The 16,079-nt window shown below is 59.2% G+C and carries 15 protein-coding genes and 1 pseudogene; 15 read left to right on the forward strand and 1 reads right to left on the reverse strand.

Annotation, left to right across the window (positions count from 1 at the left end; translation table 11 throughout):
• Positions 1 to 16 precede the first annotated feature (16 nt).
• The 7 genes from AB4O40_RS23395 to ispD all read left to right on the forward strand — a co-directional run bounded on the left by AB4O40_RS23395 (position 17) and on the right by ispD (position 7,798).
• Entirely contained in the window at positions 17 to 964 is a 948-nt protein-coding gene (locus AB4O40_RS23395; RefSeq protein WP_008052761.1) for an acetyl-CoA carboxylase carboxyltransferase subunit alpha, read from the forward strand.
• A gap of 148 nt (positions 965 to 1,112) precedes the next feature.
• The gene (gene tilS, locus AB4O40_RS23400) at positions 1,113 to 2,441 is read left to right on the forward strand and encodes a tRNA lysidine(34) synthetase TilS (RefSeq protein WP_056720958.1); all 1,329 of its coding nucleotides are present in this window, start codon (positions 1,113 to 1,115) and stop codon (positions 2,439 to 2,441) included.
• A gap of 274 nt (positions 2,442 to 2,715) precedes the next feature.
• A complete protein-coding gene (locus tag AB4O40_RS23405) occupies positions 2,716 to 4,347 on the forward strand; it encodes a CTP synthase (RefSeq protein WP_056720956.1) in 1,632 nt (543 codons plus the stop codon).
• Between the two features lie 5 nt (positions 4,348 to 4,352).
• Complete coding sequence (kdsA, locus tag AB4O40_RS23410) at positions 4,353 to 5,198, forward strand: 3-deoxy-8-phosphooctulonate synthase (RefSeq protein WP_056720954.1); 846 nt, start codon at positions 4,353 to 4,355, stop codon at positions 5,196 to 5,198.
• Between the two features lie 156 nt (positions 5,199 to 5,354).
• A complete protein-coding gene (gene eno / locus AB4O40_RS23415) occupies positions 5,355 to 6,644 on the forward strand; it encodes a phosphopyruvate hydratase (protein WP_056720952.1) in 1,290 nt (429 codons plus the stop codon).
• A gap of 171 nt (positions 6,645 to 6,815) precedes the next feature.
• Positions 6,816 to 7,094: a cell division protein FtsB gene (gene ftsB / locus AB4O40_RS23420; protein WP_007996937.1), complete on the forward strand. Its 279-nt coding sequence runs from the start codon at positions 6,816 to 6,818 to the stop codon at positions 7,092 to 7,094.
• Complete coding sequence (gene ispD / locus AB4O40_RS23425) at positions 7,091 to 7,798, forward strand: 2-C-methyl-D-erythritol 4-phosphate cytidylyltransferase (RefSeq protein ID WP_056720949.1); 708 nt, start codon at positions 7,091 to 7,093, stop codon at positions 7,796 to 7,798. The genes ftsB and ispD overlap by 4 nt, the downstream gene beginning before the upstream one ends.
• A gap of 90 nt (positions 7,799 to 7,888) precedes the next feature.
• On the opposite strand, the gene AB4O40_RS23430 is transcribed toward ispD, so the two are convergent.
• Positions 7,889 to 8,785 (reverse strand): LysR family transcriptional regulator, encoded by an 897-nt coding sequence (locus AB4O40_RS23430; protein ID WP_056720947.1) that lies wholly within the window; start codon positions 8,783 to 8,785, stop codon positions 7,889 to 7,891.
• A 107-nt stretch (positions 8,786 to 8,892) separates the two neighbouring features.
• On the opposite strand from AB4O40_RS23430, the gene AB4O40_RS23435 reads away from it, so the two are divergent.
• From AB4O40_RS23435 to rpoS, 8 genes and pseudogenes are all read left to right on the forward strand, one after another.
• Positions 8,893 to 10,005 carry an S-(hydroxymethyl)glutathione dehydrogenase/class III alcohol dehydrogenase gene (locus AB4O40_RS23435; RefSeq protein WP_056720945.1) on the forward strand — a complete coding sequence of 371 codons (1,113 nt, stop codon included), beginning with the start codon at positions 8,893 to 8,895 and terminating at the stop codon, positions 10,003 to 10,005.
• Between the two features lie 8 nt (positions 10,006 to 10,013).
• The gene (gene fghA / locus AB4O40_RS23440) at positions 10,014 to 10,859 is read left to right on the forward strand and encodes an S-formylglutathione hydrolase (protein ID WP_056720943.1); all 846 of its coding nucleotides are present in this window, start codon (positions 10,014 to 10,016) and stop codon (positions 10,857 to 10,859) included.
• 43 nt (positions 10,860 to 10,902) lie between these two features.
• A complete protein-coding gene (gene ispF, locus AB4O40_RS23445; RefSeq protein WP_056720941.1) occupies positions 10,903 to 11,376 on the forward strand; it encodes a 2-C-methyl-D-erythritol 2,4-cyclodiphosphate synthase in 474 nt (157 codons plus the stop codon).
• Positions 11,373 to 12,431, forward strand: coding sequence for a tRNA pseudouridine(13) synthase TruD (gene truD / locus AB4O40_RS23450; RefSeq protein WP_056720940.1), 1,059 nt, complete (start codon positions 11,373 to 11,375; stop codon positions 12,429 to 12,431). The genes ispF and truD overlap by 4 nt, the downstream gene beginning before the upstream one ends.
• A pseudogene (gene surE, locus AB4O40_RS23455) lies at positions 12,419 to 13,162 on the forward strand (5'/3'-nucleotidase SurE); the annotation flags it as partial. The gene truD and the pseudogene surE, both read left to right, overlap by 13 nt.
• Before the next feature lie 48 nt (positions 13,163 to 13,210).
• Positions 13,211 to 13,846 (forward strand): protein-L-isoaspartate(D-aspartate) O-methyltransferase, encoded by a 636-nt coding sequence (locus AB4O40_RS23460; protein WP_172435346.1) that lies wholly within the window; start codon positions 13,211 to 13,213, stop codon positions 13,844 to 13,846.
• Between the two features lie 212 nt (positions 13,847 to 14,058).
• Entirely contained in the window at positions 14,059 to 14,916 is an 858-nt protein-coding gene (locus tag AB4O40_RS23465; RefSeq protein WP_082562880.1) for a peptidoglycan DD-metalloendopeptidase family protein, read from the forward strand.
• A 105-nt stretch (positions 14,917 to 15,021) separates the two neighbouring features.
• The gene (gene rpoS / locus AB4O40_RS23470; RefSeq protein ID WP_056720931.1) at positions 15,022 to 16,029 is read left to right on the forward strand and encodes an RNA polymerase sigma factor RpoS; all 1,008 of its coding nucleotides are present in this window, start codon (positions 15,022 to 15,024) and stop codon (positions 16,027 to 16,029) included.
• The last annotated feature ends 50 nt before the right edge of the window (positions 16,030 to 16,079 follow it).

Consider the following 16,079-nt stretch of genomic DNA (forward strand, 5'->3'; position numbering starts at 1 on the left):
CCCAAGACGGACGCCTATGAACCCGAATTTTCTAGATTTCGAACAGCCGATCGCCGACCTGCAAGCCAAGATCGAAGAGTTGCGCTTGGTCGGTAATGACAATTCGCTGAATATCGGCGATGAGATCTCCCGCCTGCAGGACAAGAGCAAAACGCTGACCGAAGACATCTTCGGCAAGCTGACCAGCTGGCAGATCGCACGTCTGGCGCGTCACCCGAAACGTCCGTATACCCTGGACTACATCGAACACATCTTCACCGAGTTCGACGAACTGCACGGTGACCGTCACTTCTCGGACGACGCTGCCATCGTTGGCGGCATTGCCCGTCTGGACGACAAGCCGGTGATGATCATCGGCCACCAGAAAGGCCGTGAAGTGCGCGAGAAAGTTCGCCGCAACTTCGGCATGCCGCGTCCGGAAGGCTACCGCAAGGCGTGTCGCCTGATGGAAATGGCCGAACGTTTCAAAATGCCGATCCTGACCTTCATCGACACCCCGGGCGCTTACCCCGGCATCGACGCTGAAGAGCGCAACCAGAGCGAAGCGATTGCCTGGAACCTGCGTGTCATGGCTCGCCTGAAAACCCCAATCATCGCCACCGTGATCGGTGAGGGTGGTTCCGGTGGTGCACTGGCGATCGGTGTCTGCGACCAGCTGAACATGCTGCAATACTCGACCTACGCGGTGATCTCGCCGGAAGGTTGCGCTTCGATTCTGTGGAAAACCGCCGAGAAAGCGCCGGATGCCGCAGAAGCGATGGGCATTACCGCCGAGCGCCTCAAGGGGCTGGGCATCGTGGACAAGGTGATTGGCGAGCCATTGGGCGGCGCGCACCGTGACCCGGCTGCCGCAGCCGCATCGATCCGCGCCGAACTGAGCTCGCAACTGGCGATGCTCAAGAAGTTCGATAACAATGCGCTGTTGAAGCGTCGTTATGATCGACTGATGAGCTACGGTCTCTGATCGAATACCGATTCGGCCAGCGACGCAAACCACTGTGGGAGCGAGCTTGCTCGCGATGAGGGGATGACAGTCGACGAGTATGTTGAATGTCAGGCCGCTATCGCGAGCAAGCTCGCTCCCACATTTGATTTGTGCATAGGAGGCAGATATGGGGCGGTCCGCATTTGATTTGCCTTCCAGGCTTTTGCTGAATCTGAAACCATGGCGCAATGCTGCGACCTGGCGCATTGCCTTCTCCGGCGGCCTTGACTCCACTGTCCTGCTGTACCTTCTGGCAACACTCTCCAAAACTGAATCCCTGCCGGCGCTGAGCGCCATCCATGTCCATCATGGCCTTCAAGCCGTGGCCGGTGCGTGGCCGGAACATTGTCGTGCCGTGTGCACTGCGCTGGGTGTGCCGCTGCAAGTGGTTCGCGTGCAGGTGCAGCCGGGTGCCAGCCTTGAACGTGCAGCCCGGGATGCGCGTTATCAGGCCTTCACTGAAACCGTTCAGGACAACGAAGTGCTACTGACGGCCCAGCACCGCGACGATCAGGCGGAAACCCTGCTGTTTCGCTTGTTGCGCGGAGCCGGGGTGCGCGGATTGTCCGGGATGCCGCGTCAGCGCCCGTTGGGCAAGGGGCATCTGCTGCGGCCATTGCTTGATGTCACGCGGGCTGAACTGGAGGCTTATGCCAATGAGCATGGCTTGAGCTGGATCGAAGATCCCTCGAACCAGGATCGGCAGTACTCGCGCAATTACCTTAGGCATCAAGTCTTCCCCGTGCTGATCCAGCGCTGGCCGCAAGCGGTGGCGACCATGGCCCGCAGCGCGGCGCATTTGACTGAAGCGCAGGGGCTGCTCGAAGAACTGGCGGAATTGGATCTGCATAAGGCCAGTTCTGCCAGTGAGTTCGCTTGGCTGGGATTGCGATCCCTTGAACTGGCGCCCCTTGCGCAATTGTCTGATGCCCGGCAGCGCAACGCCTTGAGTCATTGGCTCGGACCGTTGAGCCGCTTGCCGGATACTGACCATTGGTCGGGTTGGGAGGACTTGCGCGATGCCACCGGTGATGCCTGCCCGGTGTGGCGGCTGGCCGATGGCGAACTGCATCGGTCGGACGGGCGGATCTGGTGGCTGTCCGGCCACTGGATGCGGCCTCTGCCCGTCGCCGGGGCGTGGCTGGATCCGGCGTCACCGCTGGCTATCCCGGGCAATGGAATGCTTTGGCTCACCGGCCAAATCCCCGATGGCCCGCTGCATATCCGCTATCGTGAAGGGGGAGAGATCATGGCATTGCCAGGCCGCGGCCATCGGGACTTGAAACGTTTGCTCAATGAAAGCGCTGTACCGTCCTTCGTACGCGGCAGATTGCCGCTGCTCTACAAAGACGGGCAACTGCTGGCGGTAGCGAACCTCAAGGGGCTCGATGGTGGTGCACTCGGCGACTGGCATTTGCATTGGCGGCCACTGAACGAAGATCAAGGTTTGAGCTGAAAGGGGCTTTCCGGTAGACTACGCTCCCTTCTTGATACAACTTCTGTGGATTCGCCTGAATTGCAGGAGTTGCCGATTACCAAGCAGTCTTTGCTGGGCGATTCCAAAAAATGTGTAGCGAGCAACGAACCGGTGTTTCATTTTCCGGTCTGTCCCAACGCGGCGGTTTTTTTGAAAGGTGCACTGTGATTAATGCAGGTGATCGGGGGCTTCGGCCTTCCTTCGCTTTCCCCGGCGGCTCGGACCGCTTTAACGCAGACTTCTAGGGTTTTTCATGACGCGCTACATATTCGTCACGGGCGGTGTTGTTTCTTCATTGGGGAAAGGCATTGCATCGGCATCATTGGCGGCCATCCTGGAGGCGCGGGGACTTAAGGTCACCATGCTGAAGCTGGACCCGTACATCAACGTCGACCCGGGCACCATGAGCCCGTTCCAGCACGGTGAAGTGTTCGTCACCCACGACGGCGCCGAGACCGACCTGGACCTGGGCCACTACGAGCGGTTCATCCGCACGACCATGACCCAGAACAACAACTTCACCACCGGCCGTGTCTACGAACACGTCCTGCGCAAGGAGCGCCGTGGTGACTACCTGGGCGCAACCATCCAGGTGATCCCGCACATCACCGACGAAATCAAGCGCCGCATCATCAAGGGCGCGGGCGATGCTGACGTGGCAATGGTCGAGATCGGTGGCACCGTGGGTGACATCGAGTCGCAACCGTTCCTCGAAGCCATCCGCCAGCTGCGTTTCGAAGTCGGCGCCAAGCGCGCGATGCTGATGCACCTGACTCTGGTGCCGTACATCGCCACTGCCGGCGAAACCAAGACCAAGCCTACCCAGCACTCGGTGAAGGAACTGCGTTCCATCGGTCTGCAGCCAGATGTGCTGGTGTGCCGCTCCGATCACCCGATCGATATTTCCTCGCGTCGCAAGATTGCGCAGTTCACCAACGTTGAAGAACGTGCGGTGATCGCGCTGGAAGACGCCGACACCATCTACAAGATCCCGGGCATCCTGCACTCCCAGGGCCTGGATGATTTCGTCGTCGAGCGTTTCGGCCTGCAATGCGGCGGTGCCGATCTGTCCGAGTGGGAAGCAGTGGTCGACGCCAAGCTCAACCCTGAGCACGAAGTCACCATCGCCATGGTCGGCAAGTACATGGAGCTGCTGGACGCCTACAAGTCGCTGATCGAAGCGATGAGTCATGCCGGCATCAGCAACCGTACCAAGGTCAACCTGCGCTACATCGATTCCGAAGACATCGAAAACCAGGGCACCGCGCTGCTCGAAGGCGTCGACGCCATCCTGGTACCGGGCGGCTTCGGTCTGCGTGGCGTTGAAGGCAAGATCACTGCCGTTCAATACGCTCGCGAAAACAAGGTTCCGTACCTGGGTATCTGCCTGGGCATGCAAGTGGCCGTTATCGAGTTCGCACGTAACGTGATGGGCTGGAAAGACGCCAACTCCACCGAGTTCGATCGTGCAAGCGGTCACCCGGTCGTGGGCCTGATCACCGAGTGGGAAGATGCCACCGGCGCTGTCGAAACCCGCACCGAAACCTCCGATCTGGGCGGCACCATGCGTCTGGGCGCGCAGGATTGCCTGCTGGAGCCGGGTTCCCTGGTCCACGGTTGCTACGGCAAGGACGTGATTGTCGAGCGTCATCGTCATCGCTATGAAGTGAACAACAACCTGCTGCCGCAAATCATGGAGGCTGGCTTGAAAATCTCCGGTCGTTCCGGTGATGGCGCACTGGTCGAAGTGGTTGAAGCACCGGATCATCCATGGTTCGTGGCTTGCCAGTTCCACCCTGAGTTCACCTCGACGCCACGCGACGGTCACCCGCTGTTCAGCGGTTTCGTCAAGGCAGCGTTGGCTCAACACCAGAAGAAGGCGTAACCCCGATGGCACAGAAGATCATCCGCGTCGGCGACATCGAGATTGCCAACGACAAGCCCATGGTGCTGTTCGGCGGCATGAACGTGCTGGAAAGCCGTGACATGGCCATGCAGGTTTGCGAAGAGTATGTGAAGGTCACCGAAAAGCTCGGTATCCCTTACGTGTTCAAGGCCAGTTTCGACAAGGCCAACCGGTCTTCTGTGACCTCCTATCGTGGTCCTGGCCTGGAAGAAGGCATGCGCATCTTCCAGGACATCAAGCAAGCCTTCGGCGTGCCGATCATCACCGACGTCCACGAACCGGACCAGGCCGCGGTCGTCGCTGAAGTCTGCGACATCATCCAGTTGCCGGCCTTCCTGTCGCGCCAGACCGACCTCGTGGTCGCGATGGCCAAGACCGGCGCTGTGATCAACATCAAGAAAGCCCAGTTCCTCGCGCCTCAGGAAATGAAACACATCCTGAACAAATGCGTGGAAGCGGGTAACGATCAGTTGATCCTCTGCGAGCGTGGTTCGAGCTTCGGCTACAACAACCTGGTCGTCGACATGCTTGGCTTTGGCATCATGAAGCAGTTCGAATACCCGGTGTTCTTCGACGTGACCCACGCGCTGCAAATGCCTGGTGGTCGCTCCGATTCGGCCGGCGGTCGTCGCGCCCAGGTCCTCGACCTGGCAAAAGCCGGTATGAGCCAGTCCCTGGCTGGCCTGTTCCTGGAAGCCCACCCGGATCCGGACAACGCCAAATGCGACGGTCCTTGCGCCTTGCGCCTGGACAAACTGGAGCCATTCCTGGCCCAGCTCAAGGCTTTGGACGAACTGGTGAAGAGTTTTCCGACGGTAGAAACCGCGTAATCTTCAATTCTCCGGTAAAGTACCGCACGATTTAATGCCCAGGCCCTCGGGCCTGAGCCTTGTCGTCTGCAAGACTGCCCGCTGCACCTCACTTGCCGACGATCAAAGATTTCCTACAGCTGCGTCGTTTTCGTCAACTTTGGAGTGTTTACAACAATGGCTAAAATCGTCGACATCAAAGGTCGTGAAGTTCTCGACTCCCGTGGCAATCCCACCGTGGAAGCGGACGTGCTTCTCGACAACGGCATCATCGGCAGTGCCTGCGCGCCGTCCGGTGCTTCCACTGGCTCGCGTGAAGCGCTCGAGCTGCGTGATGGCGACAAGAGCCGTTACCTGGGCAAGGGCGTTCTGAAGGCCGTAGCCAACATCAATGGTCCGATCCGCGACCTGTTGAAAGGCATGGATCCAAGCGACCAGAAAGCACTCGATCTGGCAATGATCAAGCTCGACGGTACTGAAAACAAAGGTTCCCTGGGCGCCAACGCGATCCTCGCCGTTTCCCTGGCCGCGGCCAAGGCAGCAGCACAGGACCAGGACCTGCCGCTGTACGCTCACATCGCCAACCTGAACGGCACCCCGGGTGTCTACTCGATGCCGGTTCCGATGATGAACATCATCAACGGTGGCGAGCACGCCGATAACAACGTCGACATCCAGGAGTTCATGGTTCAGCCGGTTGGTGCCAAGTCTTTCTCGGAAGGCCTGCGCATGGGCACCGAGATTTTCCACCACCTCAAGGCTGTACTGAAGGCCCGTGGCCTGAGCACTGCCGTGGGTGACGAAGGTGGTTTCGCACCGAACCTGGCTTCCAACGAAGACGCTTTGAAAGTGATCTCCGAAGCCGTGGCCAACGCCGGTTACAAACTGGGCACCGACGTGACCCTGGCTCTGGACTGCGCAGCCAGCGAATTCTACGAAGACGGCAAGTACAACCTGTCCGGCGAAGGCCAGGTGTTCACCGCCGAAGGTTTCGCTGATTACCTGAAAGGTCTGACCGAGCGTTACCCGATCATCTCCATCGAAGATGGCCTGGACGAGTCCGACTGGGCTGGCTGGAAGATCCTCACCGACAAGATCGGCGAGAAGACCCAGCTGGTAGGCGACGACCTGTTCGTCACCAACACCAAGATCCTGAAAGAAGGCATCGACAAAAAGATCGCCAACTCGATCCTGATCAAGTTCAACCAGATCGGTACCCTGACCGAAACCCTGGAAGCCATCCAGATGGCCAAGGCTGCCGGTTACACTGCCGTGATCTCGCACCGCTCCGGCGAAACCGAAGATTCGACCATTGCCGACCTGGCCGTGGGCACCTCGGCTGGCCAGATCAAGACCGGCTCCCTGTGCCGTTCCGACCGCGTTTCCAAGTACAACCAACTGCTGCGTATCGAAGAGCAGTTGAACGGCAAAGCCAAGTACAACGGTCGCAGCGAGTTCCGCGGCTGATTGTTAAATGGTAAATAGTCAGCGGATTGTGTCGAAAAAATCGCAACGGCGACGTTTTTTGCCACTAATCTGATGCCTTATATGCACAAGCCTGGTTCTTCCAGGCTTCGTGCTATCAGAAGCTTCACGTTTTGGCATGGCTGTCTTTTTTCACTGGATACCTGATATTCGATGCGCAGTCCCAATTGGTTGTTCCTCGTCTTGCTCCTGCTGCTGGCTGGCCTGCAGTACCGTCTGTGGGTGGGTAATGGCAGCCTGGCGCAAGTGGCCGAGTTGACTCAGCAGATTGCCGATCAGCAAGCTGAGAACCAGGCGTTGCTGGAGCGCAACCGGGTGATGGACGCCGAAGTCAGTGAGTTGAAAAAGGGCATGGAGACCGTCGAAGAGCGGGCTCGCCATGAGTTGGGCATGGTCAAGGATGGTGAAACCCTTTACCAGCTGGCCCAATGATTAATTCGTTACCGGCCTTCTGGGCCGTGATTCCTGCCGCGGGCATCGGTGCCCGTATGGCCGCGGACCGTCCCAAGCAATACCTGCAACTGGGCGGGCGCACTATTCTCGAACACAGCCTTGGCTGTTTCCTTGACCACCCATGCCTGAAAGGTCTGGTGGTCAGTGTTGCTGTTGACGATCCTTATTGGCCGAACCTGGCGTGTGCGAATGATCCGCGTATTGCCCGGGTCGAGGGCGGCGCCGAACGTTCCGGCTCGGTGCTCAATGCCTTGCTGCATTTGCATGCGCAGGGTGCCGACGATGAGGATTGGGTACTGGTTCACGATGCCGCGCGGCCGAACCTCAGTCGTGACGATCTGGACAAGTTGCTGGCTGAACTGGCTGACGATCCTGTCGGCGGACTGCTGGCGGTTCCGGCGCGGGATACGCTCAAGCGGGTCGACAAACACGGTCGTGTGGTCGAAACCGTGGACCGCAGTGTGATCTGGCAGGCCTACACGCCGCAGATGTTTCGCCTTGGGGCGTTGCATCGCGCACTGGCTGACAGTCTGGTGGCCGATGCCGTTATTACCGACGAAGCCTCGGCGATGGAGTGGGCCGGTTCTGCGCCACGGCTGATCGAAGGGCGGTCCGATAACCTCAAGGTTACGCGTCCTGAGGATCTTGAATGGTTGAGACAGCGTTGGGCTAATCGTCGCTAGTAGATCGCAGCCTGCGGCAGCTCCTACAAAGATCGATTACGTATCACCTGAAGTCCTGTAGGAGCTGCCGCAGGCTGCGATCTTTTGATCTTAAATCCTGTACTCGGGCCTTTGAGCCAACCCCTCCTTCAAAAAGTCCACCAACTTGCGCACCTTCGGCGACAAATGCCGCTGCTGCGGATACAGCGCCCAAACCGCCGTATTCGGTGGTTGATGTGCTTCCAGCAATGAAATCAACGCGCCGCTATTCAAATGCTCCAGCACGTAATAGTCCGGCAACTGACACAGCCCTACGCCTTGCAGTGCGGCATCGAGTACCGCTTGCCCACTGTTGCAACGCCAGTTTCCCTGGACCCTTTGCGAAAATTCCCGTCCGTTCTGTTCCAGTTGCCACAGGTCCGAACTGCCGATTAGGCAGTTGTGGCGGCTCAGTTCCGACAGGCTGTGCGGGCGACCGTAGCGCTCAAGGTAGGAGGGCGATGCACAGAGAAACATGCGGCGCGGTGCGAGGCGGGTGGCGACCAGCCGTGAATCCTGTAAGCGCCCGAGGCGAATCGCCAGGTCGAGGCCTTCGTGTACCAGCTCAAGCTGGCGATTGGTCAGTTCGATGTCGATACGCAGTTGCGGATACAGTCCCATGAAGCGGGTCACCAGCGGCACGATGAAACGCTCGCCGTAAGCCACGGCGCAGGTCATGCGCAGCATGCCCTTGGGTTCGCTGGTCAGGTCACCGACCGCGCGCAACGCCTCTTCGCGGCCGTCCTGTAAACGCTGGCAATGTTGCAGGAAGGTTTGCCCGGCTTCGGTCAGCGTGACCCGACGGGTACTGCGGTAGAGCAGACGGGTTTGCAGGCGTTCTTCAAGGCGTACGATTTGTCGACTGACGTGGGAGGAGGAAACCCCCAGGCGCTGCGCCGCAGCGGTGAACTGGCTGCATTCGGCAACGGCGACAAACTCGTCGATCCCTTCCCAGCGATTTTCGGACATCGAAGATTATCCCTGTACAGCAATAATATTTTGCATTTACATCGATTATTCATCGTTGAGCCATGTATTACACTCCCTGTCTCGTTTTTATTCACTGGAGAGTCATCATGATCAAGTCGCGCGCCGCCGTTGCCTTCGAGGCCAAGAAGCCCCTTGAAATCGTTGAAGTCGATGTCGCCATGCCCAAGGCCGGCGAAGTCTTGCTGCGCGTGGTGGCCTCCGGTGTTTGCCATACCGATGCCTACACATTGTCAGGCGCAGATCCGGAAGGCATTTTTCCGTCAATTCTCGGCCACGAAGGTGGTGCGATCGTGGAAGCGATTGGCGAGGGCGTGACCTCCGTTGCGGTCGGCGATCATGTGATCCCGCTGTACACCCCGGAATGCCGTCAGTGCAAATTCTGCCTGTCGGGTAAAACCAACCTCTGCCAGGCGATTCGCGCGACCCAGGGCAAAGGCCTGATGCCGGACGGCACTTCGCGTTTTTCCTACAAGGGCCAGCCGATTTTCCATTACATGGGCACTTCCACTTTTTCGGAGTACACCGTGCTGCCGGAAATTTCCGTGGCGAAAATTGCCAAGCAAGCACCGCTGGAAAAAGTCTGCCTGCTGGGCTGCGGCGTCACCACCGGCATTGGTGCAGTGCTCAACACCGCCAAGGTGAAACCGGGTGATACCGTGGCCATTTTCGGCCTCGGCGGCATCGGTCTGTCGGCTGTCATCGGCGCCGTAAAAGCCAAGGCTGCCCGCATCATCGCCATCGACATAAACCCGGCCAAATTCGAGATCGCCAAACAGCTGGGCGCAACCGACTGCGTGAACCCGAAAGACTTCGATCGTCCGATCCAGGAAGTCATCGTCGACATGACTGATGGCGGGGTCGATTTTTCCTTCGAGTGCATCGGCAATGTGCAGCTGATGCGCGCGGCACTGGAGTGCTGCCACAAGGGCTGGGGCGAGTCGGTCATCATCGGCGTTGCCGGTGCCGGCCAGGAAATCTCGACCCGTCCGTTCCAGTTGGTCACCGGTCGCGTCTGGCGGGGTTCGGCGTTCGGCGGTGTGCGCGGCCGTACCGAGTTGCCAAGCTATGTGGAGATGGCCGAGACCGGTGAGATTCCGCTGGATACCTTCATCACCCACACCATGGGCCTGGAAGATATCAACAAGGCGTTTGACCTGATGCACGAAGGAAAAAGCATCCGCTCCGTCATCCATTTCTGAGGTCCGCCATGAGCCTGGAAAACATCTCCTGCCAGAAAAGCTTCGGCGGCTGGCACAAGCGCTATCGCCATCGCTCGGAAGTGCTCGGCTGCGACATGGTGTTTGCCGTGTACCTGCCGCCGCAGGCGGAGCAGGGCGGCAAGCTGCCGGTGCTGTACTGGTTGTCCGGCCTGACCTGTACCGATGAGAACTTCATGCAAAAGGCCGGCGCCATGCGCATGGCCGCCGAGCTGGGGCTGATCATCGTCGCACCGGATACCAGCCCTCGCGGTCCTGAAGTGCCGGGCGATCCGGATGGCGCCTGGGACTTTGGCCTCGGCGCCGGTTTTTACCTGAATGCCACCCAGGAACCGTGGTCGCGGCATTATCGGATGCATGACTATGTCGTGCAGGAATTGCCGACATTGGTCGAAGCCCATTTCCCTGCGTCGGACAAGCGCGGTATCAGCGGACATTCCATGGGCGGCCACGGTGCGCTGGTCTGTGCCTTGCGCAATCCGGGGCGTTATCAGTCGGTGTCGGCGTTCTCGCCGATCAACAATCCGATGGATTGCCCGTGGGGGCAGAAGGCCTTCTCCCGCTTTCTGGGAGAGGACCGTTCGAAATGGCGCGAATGGGATGCCTGCGCGTTGATTGCCGAGGTCGATGAAAAGCTGCCGCTGTTGGTCGACCAGGGTGATCGCGACGATTTCCTCGCTAACCAGCTCAAGCCGGAAGCCTTGCAGCAGGCGGCCAAACAGGCGGGTCACCCATTGACGTTGCGTCTGCAACCGGGCTACGACCACAGCTATTTCTTCATTGCCAGTTTCATCGATGAGCACTTGCGGCATCACGCGCATGCTCTGGTTGGCTAATGCAGGTAGAATCACGCCCTGACAAAAATCGGGGCGTTTTTTTATGCGTATTGGCCACGGCTATGATGTGCACCGTTTCGCTGAAGGCGATTTCATCACTCTGGGCGGCGTGCGCATTGCACACAGCTTCGGACTGCTCGCTCACTCTGACGGTGACGTCCTCCTGCACGCCTTGAGCGATGCCTTGCTTGGCGCCGCGGCACTGGGCGACATCGGCAAGCATTTCCCGGATACCGACCCGAAATTCAAGGGTGCCGACAGCCGTGCGCTGTTGCGTCACGTCGTCGCACTGGTTCATGCCAAAGGCTGGAAAGTCGGTAACGTCGATAACACCATCGTCGCCCAGGCGCCGAAAATGGCCCCGCATATCGAATCGATGCGCGCGCTGATTGCCGCGGATCTTCAAGTAGAGTTGGATCAAGTGAACGTGAAAGCTACCACCACCGAAAAGCTCGGCTTTGTCGGTCGCGAAGAAGGCATTGCCGTGCACTCCGTTGCCTTGTTGCTGCGCGCATGAACGAACTGCAATTGCTCGGCCCGCGGGCTTACGGTGAGGCCCTCGGCACGGCGGTCCTGAAAGCGATCGCGGAAGATTTCCAGGTCGACGAAGTCCTCGACATTCCCCTCAGCGGCGAAGGCGAACACCTGTGGATCTGGGTGGAAAAGCGCGGCCTCAATACTGAAGAAGCGGCGCGACGGATTGCCAAGGCTGCCGGCGTGCCATTGCGCACCGTCAGTTATGCCGGGCTCAAGGACCGTCAGGCGTTGACTCGCCAGTGGTTCAGCGTGCAACTGCCAGGCAAGGCCGACCCTGATCTGTCAGCGGCAGAAAACGATACGCTGAAGATCCTCAAGACCGCCCGCCACAAGCGCAAACTGCAACGCGGTGCCCACTCGGCCAATGGTTTTACGTTGCGCCTGACGCAATTTTCCGGCGACAAGGTCGCGCTTGAAGAGCGTCTGCAATTGATCGCCAAACAAGGCATCCCCAATTATTTCGGCGCCCAGCGTTTCGGTCATGACGGCGGCAACGTCATCGATGCTCGCGCCTGGGCCGCGCGCAAGGCCTTGCCGGAGCAGCGCAACGTGCGCTCGCGTCTGCTCTCCACGGCGCGCAGTTTTCTGTTCAATCAGGTGCTGGCCGCACGAGTTGCCGATGGCACCTGGCAGCGTGCCCAGGTGGGCGATCTGCTGGCGTTCACCGACAGCCGCAGCTTTTTCCCGGCAGGCGAAGCCGAGTGCAGCGACCCGCGCCTGGCGATTCTCGATCTGCATCCGACCGGTCCGCAGTGGGGCGAAGGTGACTCGCCGGCCACGGGCGTTGTCCATGAACTGGAGCAGGCCATCGCCGCACGCGAAGCGGATTTGCGTGACTGGTTGATCAACGCCGGAATGAGCCACGAACGTCGCATCCTGCGGCTGCCCATTGGCGGGTTGACGTGGCATTATCCCTCGCTGGACATTCTGCAACTGGAATTCGTCCTGCCGGCCGGATGCTTCGCCACCGTATTGGTGCGCGAGCTTGTTGATCTGGTGCCGGTGGGGCAGACGGACAGCCCATGCGTATTCTGATTTCTAACGACGATGGGGTAACAGCACCCGGTCTCGCCGCGCTTTATGCTGCGCTGGCGGATTACACCGAGTGCGTGGTTATCGCCCCGGACCAGGACAAGAGCGGCGCCAGCAGTTCGCTGACGCTCGACCGTCCGTTGCACCCGCAAATCCTGGCCAACGGCTTTATCAGCCTCAATGGCACGCCAACCGATTGTGTGCACCTGGGCCTCAACGGCCTGCTGGAGCGCGAAGCGGACATGGTGGTTTCCGGTATCAACCTGGGCGCGAACCTGGGGGACGATGTCCTGTATTCCGGTACAGTGGCGGCGGCCCTTGAGGGGCGTTTCCTGAAACATCCTTCCTTTGCCTTTTCGCTGGTCTCACGCCAGGTAGATAACCTTCCCACGGCTGCCCATTTCGCGCGCAAACTGGTTGAAGCCCATGCTGATCTGGATCTGCCACCGCGTACGGTACTGAACGTGAACATTCCCAATTTGCCGCTGGACCGTATCCGCGGTATCCAGCTGACTCGCCTGGGCCATCGCGCCCGAGCCGCGGCACCGATGAAAGTGGTGGATCCGCGGGGCAAGTCCGGTTATTGGATCGCCGCGGCCGGGGATGCCGAAGATGGCGGCCCGGGTACCGATTTCCATGCAGTGATGCAGGGTTATGTTTCGATCACGCCGCTGCAACTGGATCGCACCTTCAATGATGCCTTCAGAAGTCTGGACGGCTGGCTGGAGGGGGTTGCGCTGATGGGTCGCGAACAAGACGATATGCTGCGCCGCGGCATCGGCATGACCTCCCAGCGAACTCGGGAGCGGCTGATCCAGCGCCTGTACGAAGAAGGCATCTCCAACGCCAGGGTGCTGGAGGTCATTCGCCGGACCCCGCGCCATCTGTTCGTCGACGAAGCGCTGGCGCACCGTGCCTATGAAGACACCGCGCTGCCGATTGGCAACAACCAGACCATCTCCCAGCCTTATATGGTGGCGCGCATGAGCGAGCTGCTGCTGGAGGCCGGTCCCCTCGACAAGGTGCTGGAGATCGGTACCGGGTCGGGTTATCAGACGGCGGTGCTGTCGCAACTGGTCGAGCGTGTGTTCTCGGTCGAGCGTATCAAGGTTCTGCAGGATCGGGCAAAGGAACGTCTGGTCGAACTGAACCTGCGCAACGTGGTGTTCCGCTGGGGCGATGGCTGGGAGGGCTGGCCGGCACTGGCACCGTACAACGGGATTATCGTCACCGCAGTGGCGACCGATGTGCCCCAGGCACTGCTTGACCAGTTGGCACCGGGAGGCCGGATGGTGATCCCGGTCGGGGCCGGCGAAGTCCAGCAATTGATGCTGATCATCCGCGAGGAACAAGGTTTTTCCAGGCATGTCCTGGGGGCTGTGCGCTTCGTGCCATTGCTCAATGGGCCACTGGCCTGAGCATTTGTTTCGGCACGCTGAATTCTCTTCGATTGCCTTTGTCTTACAGCGGCATCGTTGTGTTAAACGGGATTCATCGTCAGGCAGCAAACGTGTGCGCGACACCGATTCGCCACATTAAAGGTAAAGCGGGCACGGCCCGTTATACTTGCGACAGTTCATTACCGGACTCCGGTATTTCACATTTTCAGCCACCACAGAGGGAGCGGCGGGTGAGTCTCACAGTCATTGCGCAGCGTATGAGTAAAACGAGCTTTCAGCGCCTGGTGACTGGCCTTGTCTTGAGCACGTTGCTGGTCGGTTGTTCCAGCAACAAGTCCAGCGATGTTCGTGTCGTCGACCGCAACAACGCCGCAACCCAGCGTCCGGCCGTGACCACCGGACAATACGTGGTTCGGCCCAAGGACACCCTGTTTTCCATTGCCTTCCGTTACGGCTGGGACTACAAGGCCCTGGCGGCACGCAACAACATTCCCGCGCCTTACACCATCCGCCCGGGTCAGACGATTCGCTTTGATGGTCGTACCGATTCAACGTCGACGGCGGTGGTCAGTTCGTCCAGCTCAACACCTTCGTCGTCGAGTAAAACCACGGTCATCCGTCGTTCGGCAAACGGTACGACCACCAGCACCACGACGGTTGTACCGTCCGTCGCGAGCAAGCCTGCACCCGCTCCGTTGCCCCCTCCCGGGCCAGCCCCGACCGGCTGGGGATGGCCATCTAATGGCATTCTGATTGGAAAATTCTCTTCAAACGGTAGTTTGAATAAAGGAATTGATATCGCCGGAGATTTGGGACAGCCTGTTTTAGCTGCGTCTGATGGGACGGTGGTATACGCCGGGAGTGGCTTAAGGGGCTACGGCGAATTAGTAATCATCAAACACAGTGAAACCTACGTCAGTGCCTACGGACATAACCGCAGGTTGTTGGTTCGGGAGGGGCAGCAGGTCAAGGTCGGACAGACAATTGCCGAAATGGGGTCAACGGGTACAGACCGGGTGAAACTGCATTTTGAGATTCGCCGCCAAGGTAAACCTGTAGATCCGCTGCAATTCCTGCCACGTCGTTGATCGCTTACCAGCCTGTTCCGTCGCGTAGAGGGGACAGGCTCCAGCGTTGCCAGGGATAAAGGCGCCGCTTGAGCTTGAGGTCGAACTCACCAAAGGACTATAACAATGGCTCTCAGTAAAGAAGTGCCGGAGTTTGACATCGACGATGAGGTTCTCCTGATGGAGAGCAGCATCGATACGGATTCGATGTCGAATGATGAAGGGGCGGCTCCACCTTCCGTTCGTGCCAAATCCAAACACTCCGCATCCTTGAAACAACACAAGTACATTGACTACACGCGGGCACTTGATGCCACGCAGCTGTATCTCAATGAAATTGGTTTCTCTCCCCTGCTATCACCCGAAGAAGAAGTTCATTTTGCGCGCCTGTCGCAAAGTGGCGATCCGGCCGGGCGCAAACGCATGATTGAAAGTAACCTGCGGCTGGTGGTGAAAATCGCCCGGCGTTACGTCAATCGTGGGCTGTCGCTGCTGGACCTGATCGAAGAGGGCAACCTCGGCTTGATCCGGGCGGTGGAGAAGTTCGATCCGGAACGCGGTTTCCGCTTCTCGACCTACGCGACCTGGTGGATTCGCCAGACCATCGAGCGCGCAATCATGAATCAGACCCGGACCATCCGGCTGCCGATCCATGTGGTCAAGGAGCTGAATGTGTACCTGCGGGCCGCGCGGGAGCTGACGCAAAAACTCGACCATGAACCCTCACCCGAAGAAATCGCCAACCTGCTGGAAAAACCGGTGGGAGAGGTCAAGCGCATGCTCGGCCTTAACGAACGGGTTTCTTCGGTCGACGTCTCGCTGGGTCCGGATTCGGATAAAACCCTGCTCGATACCCTGACTGACGACCGTCCAACCGATCCATGCGAACTGTTGCAGGACGATGACCTGTCCCAGAGCATCGATCAATGGCTCTCGGAACTGACCGACAAGCAACGCGAAGTGGTCATACGCCGCTTTGGCCTGCGCGGTCATGAAAGCAGCACCCTTGAAGACGTAGGCCTGGAAATCGGCCTGACCCGCGAGCGGGTCAGACAGATTCAGGTGGAAGGCTTGAAGCGGCTACGCGAGATCCTGGAAAAAAATGGTCTGTCGAGCGAGTCGCTGTTCCAATAAGGCACTCACTGCTCAGGCAATGAAACCCCCGACTGGTTCGGGGGTTTTTA

The sequence above is a fragment of the Pseudomonas sp. S2_F07 genome (assembly GCF_054668325.1).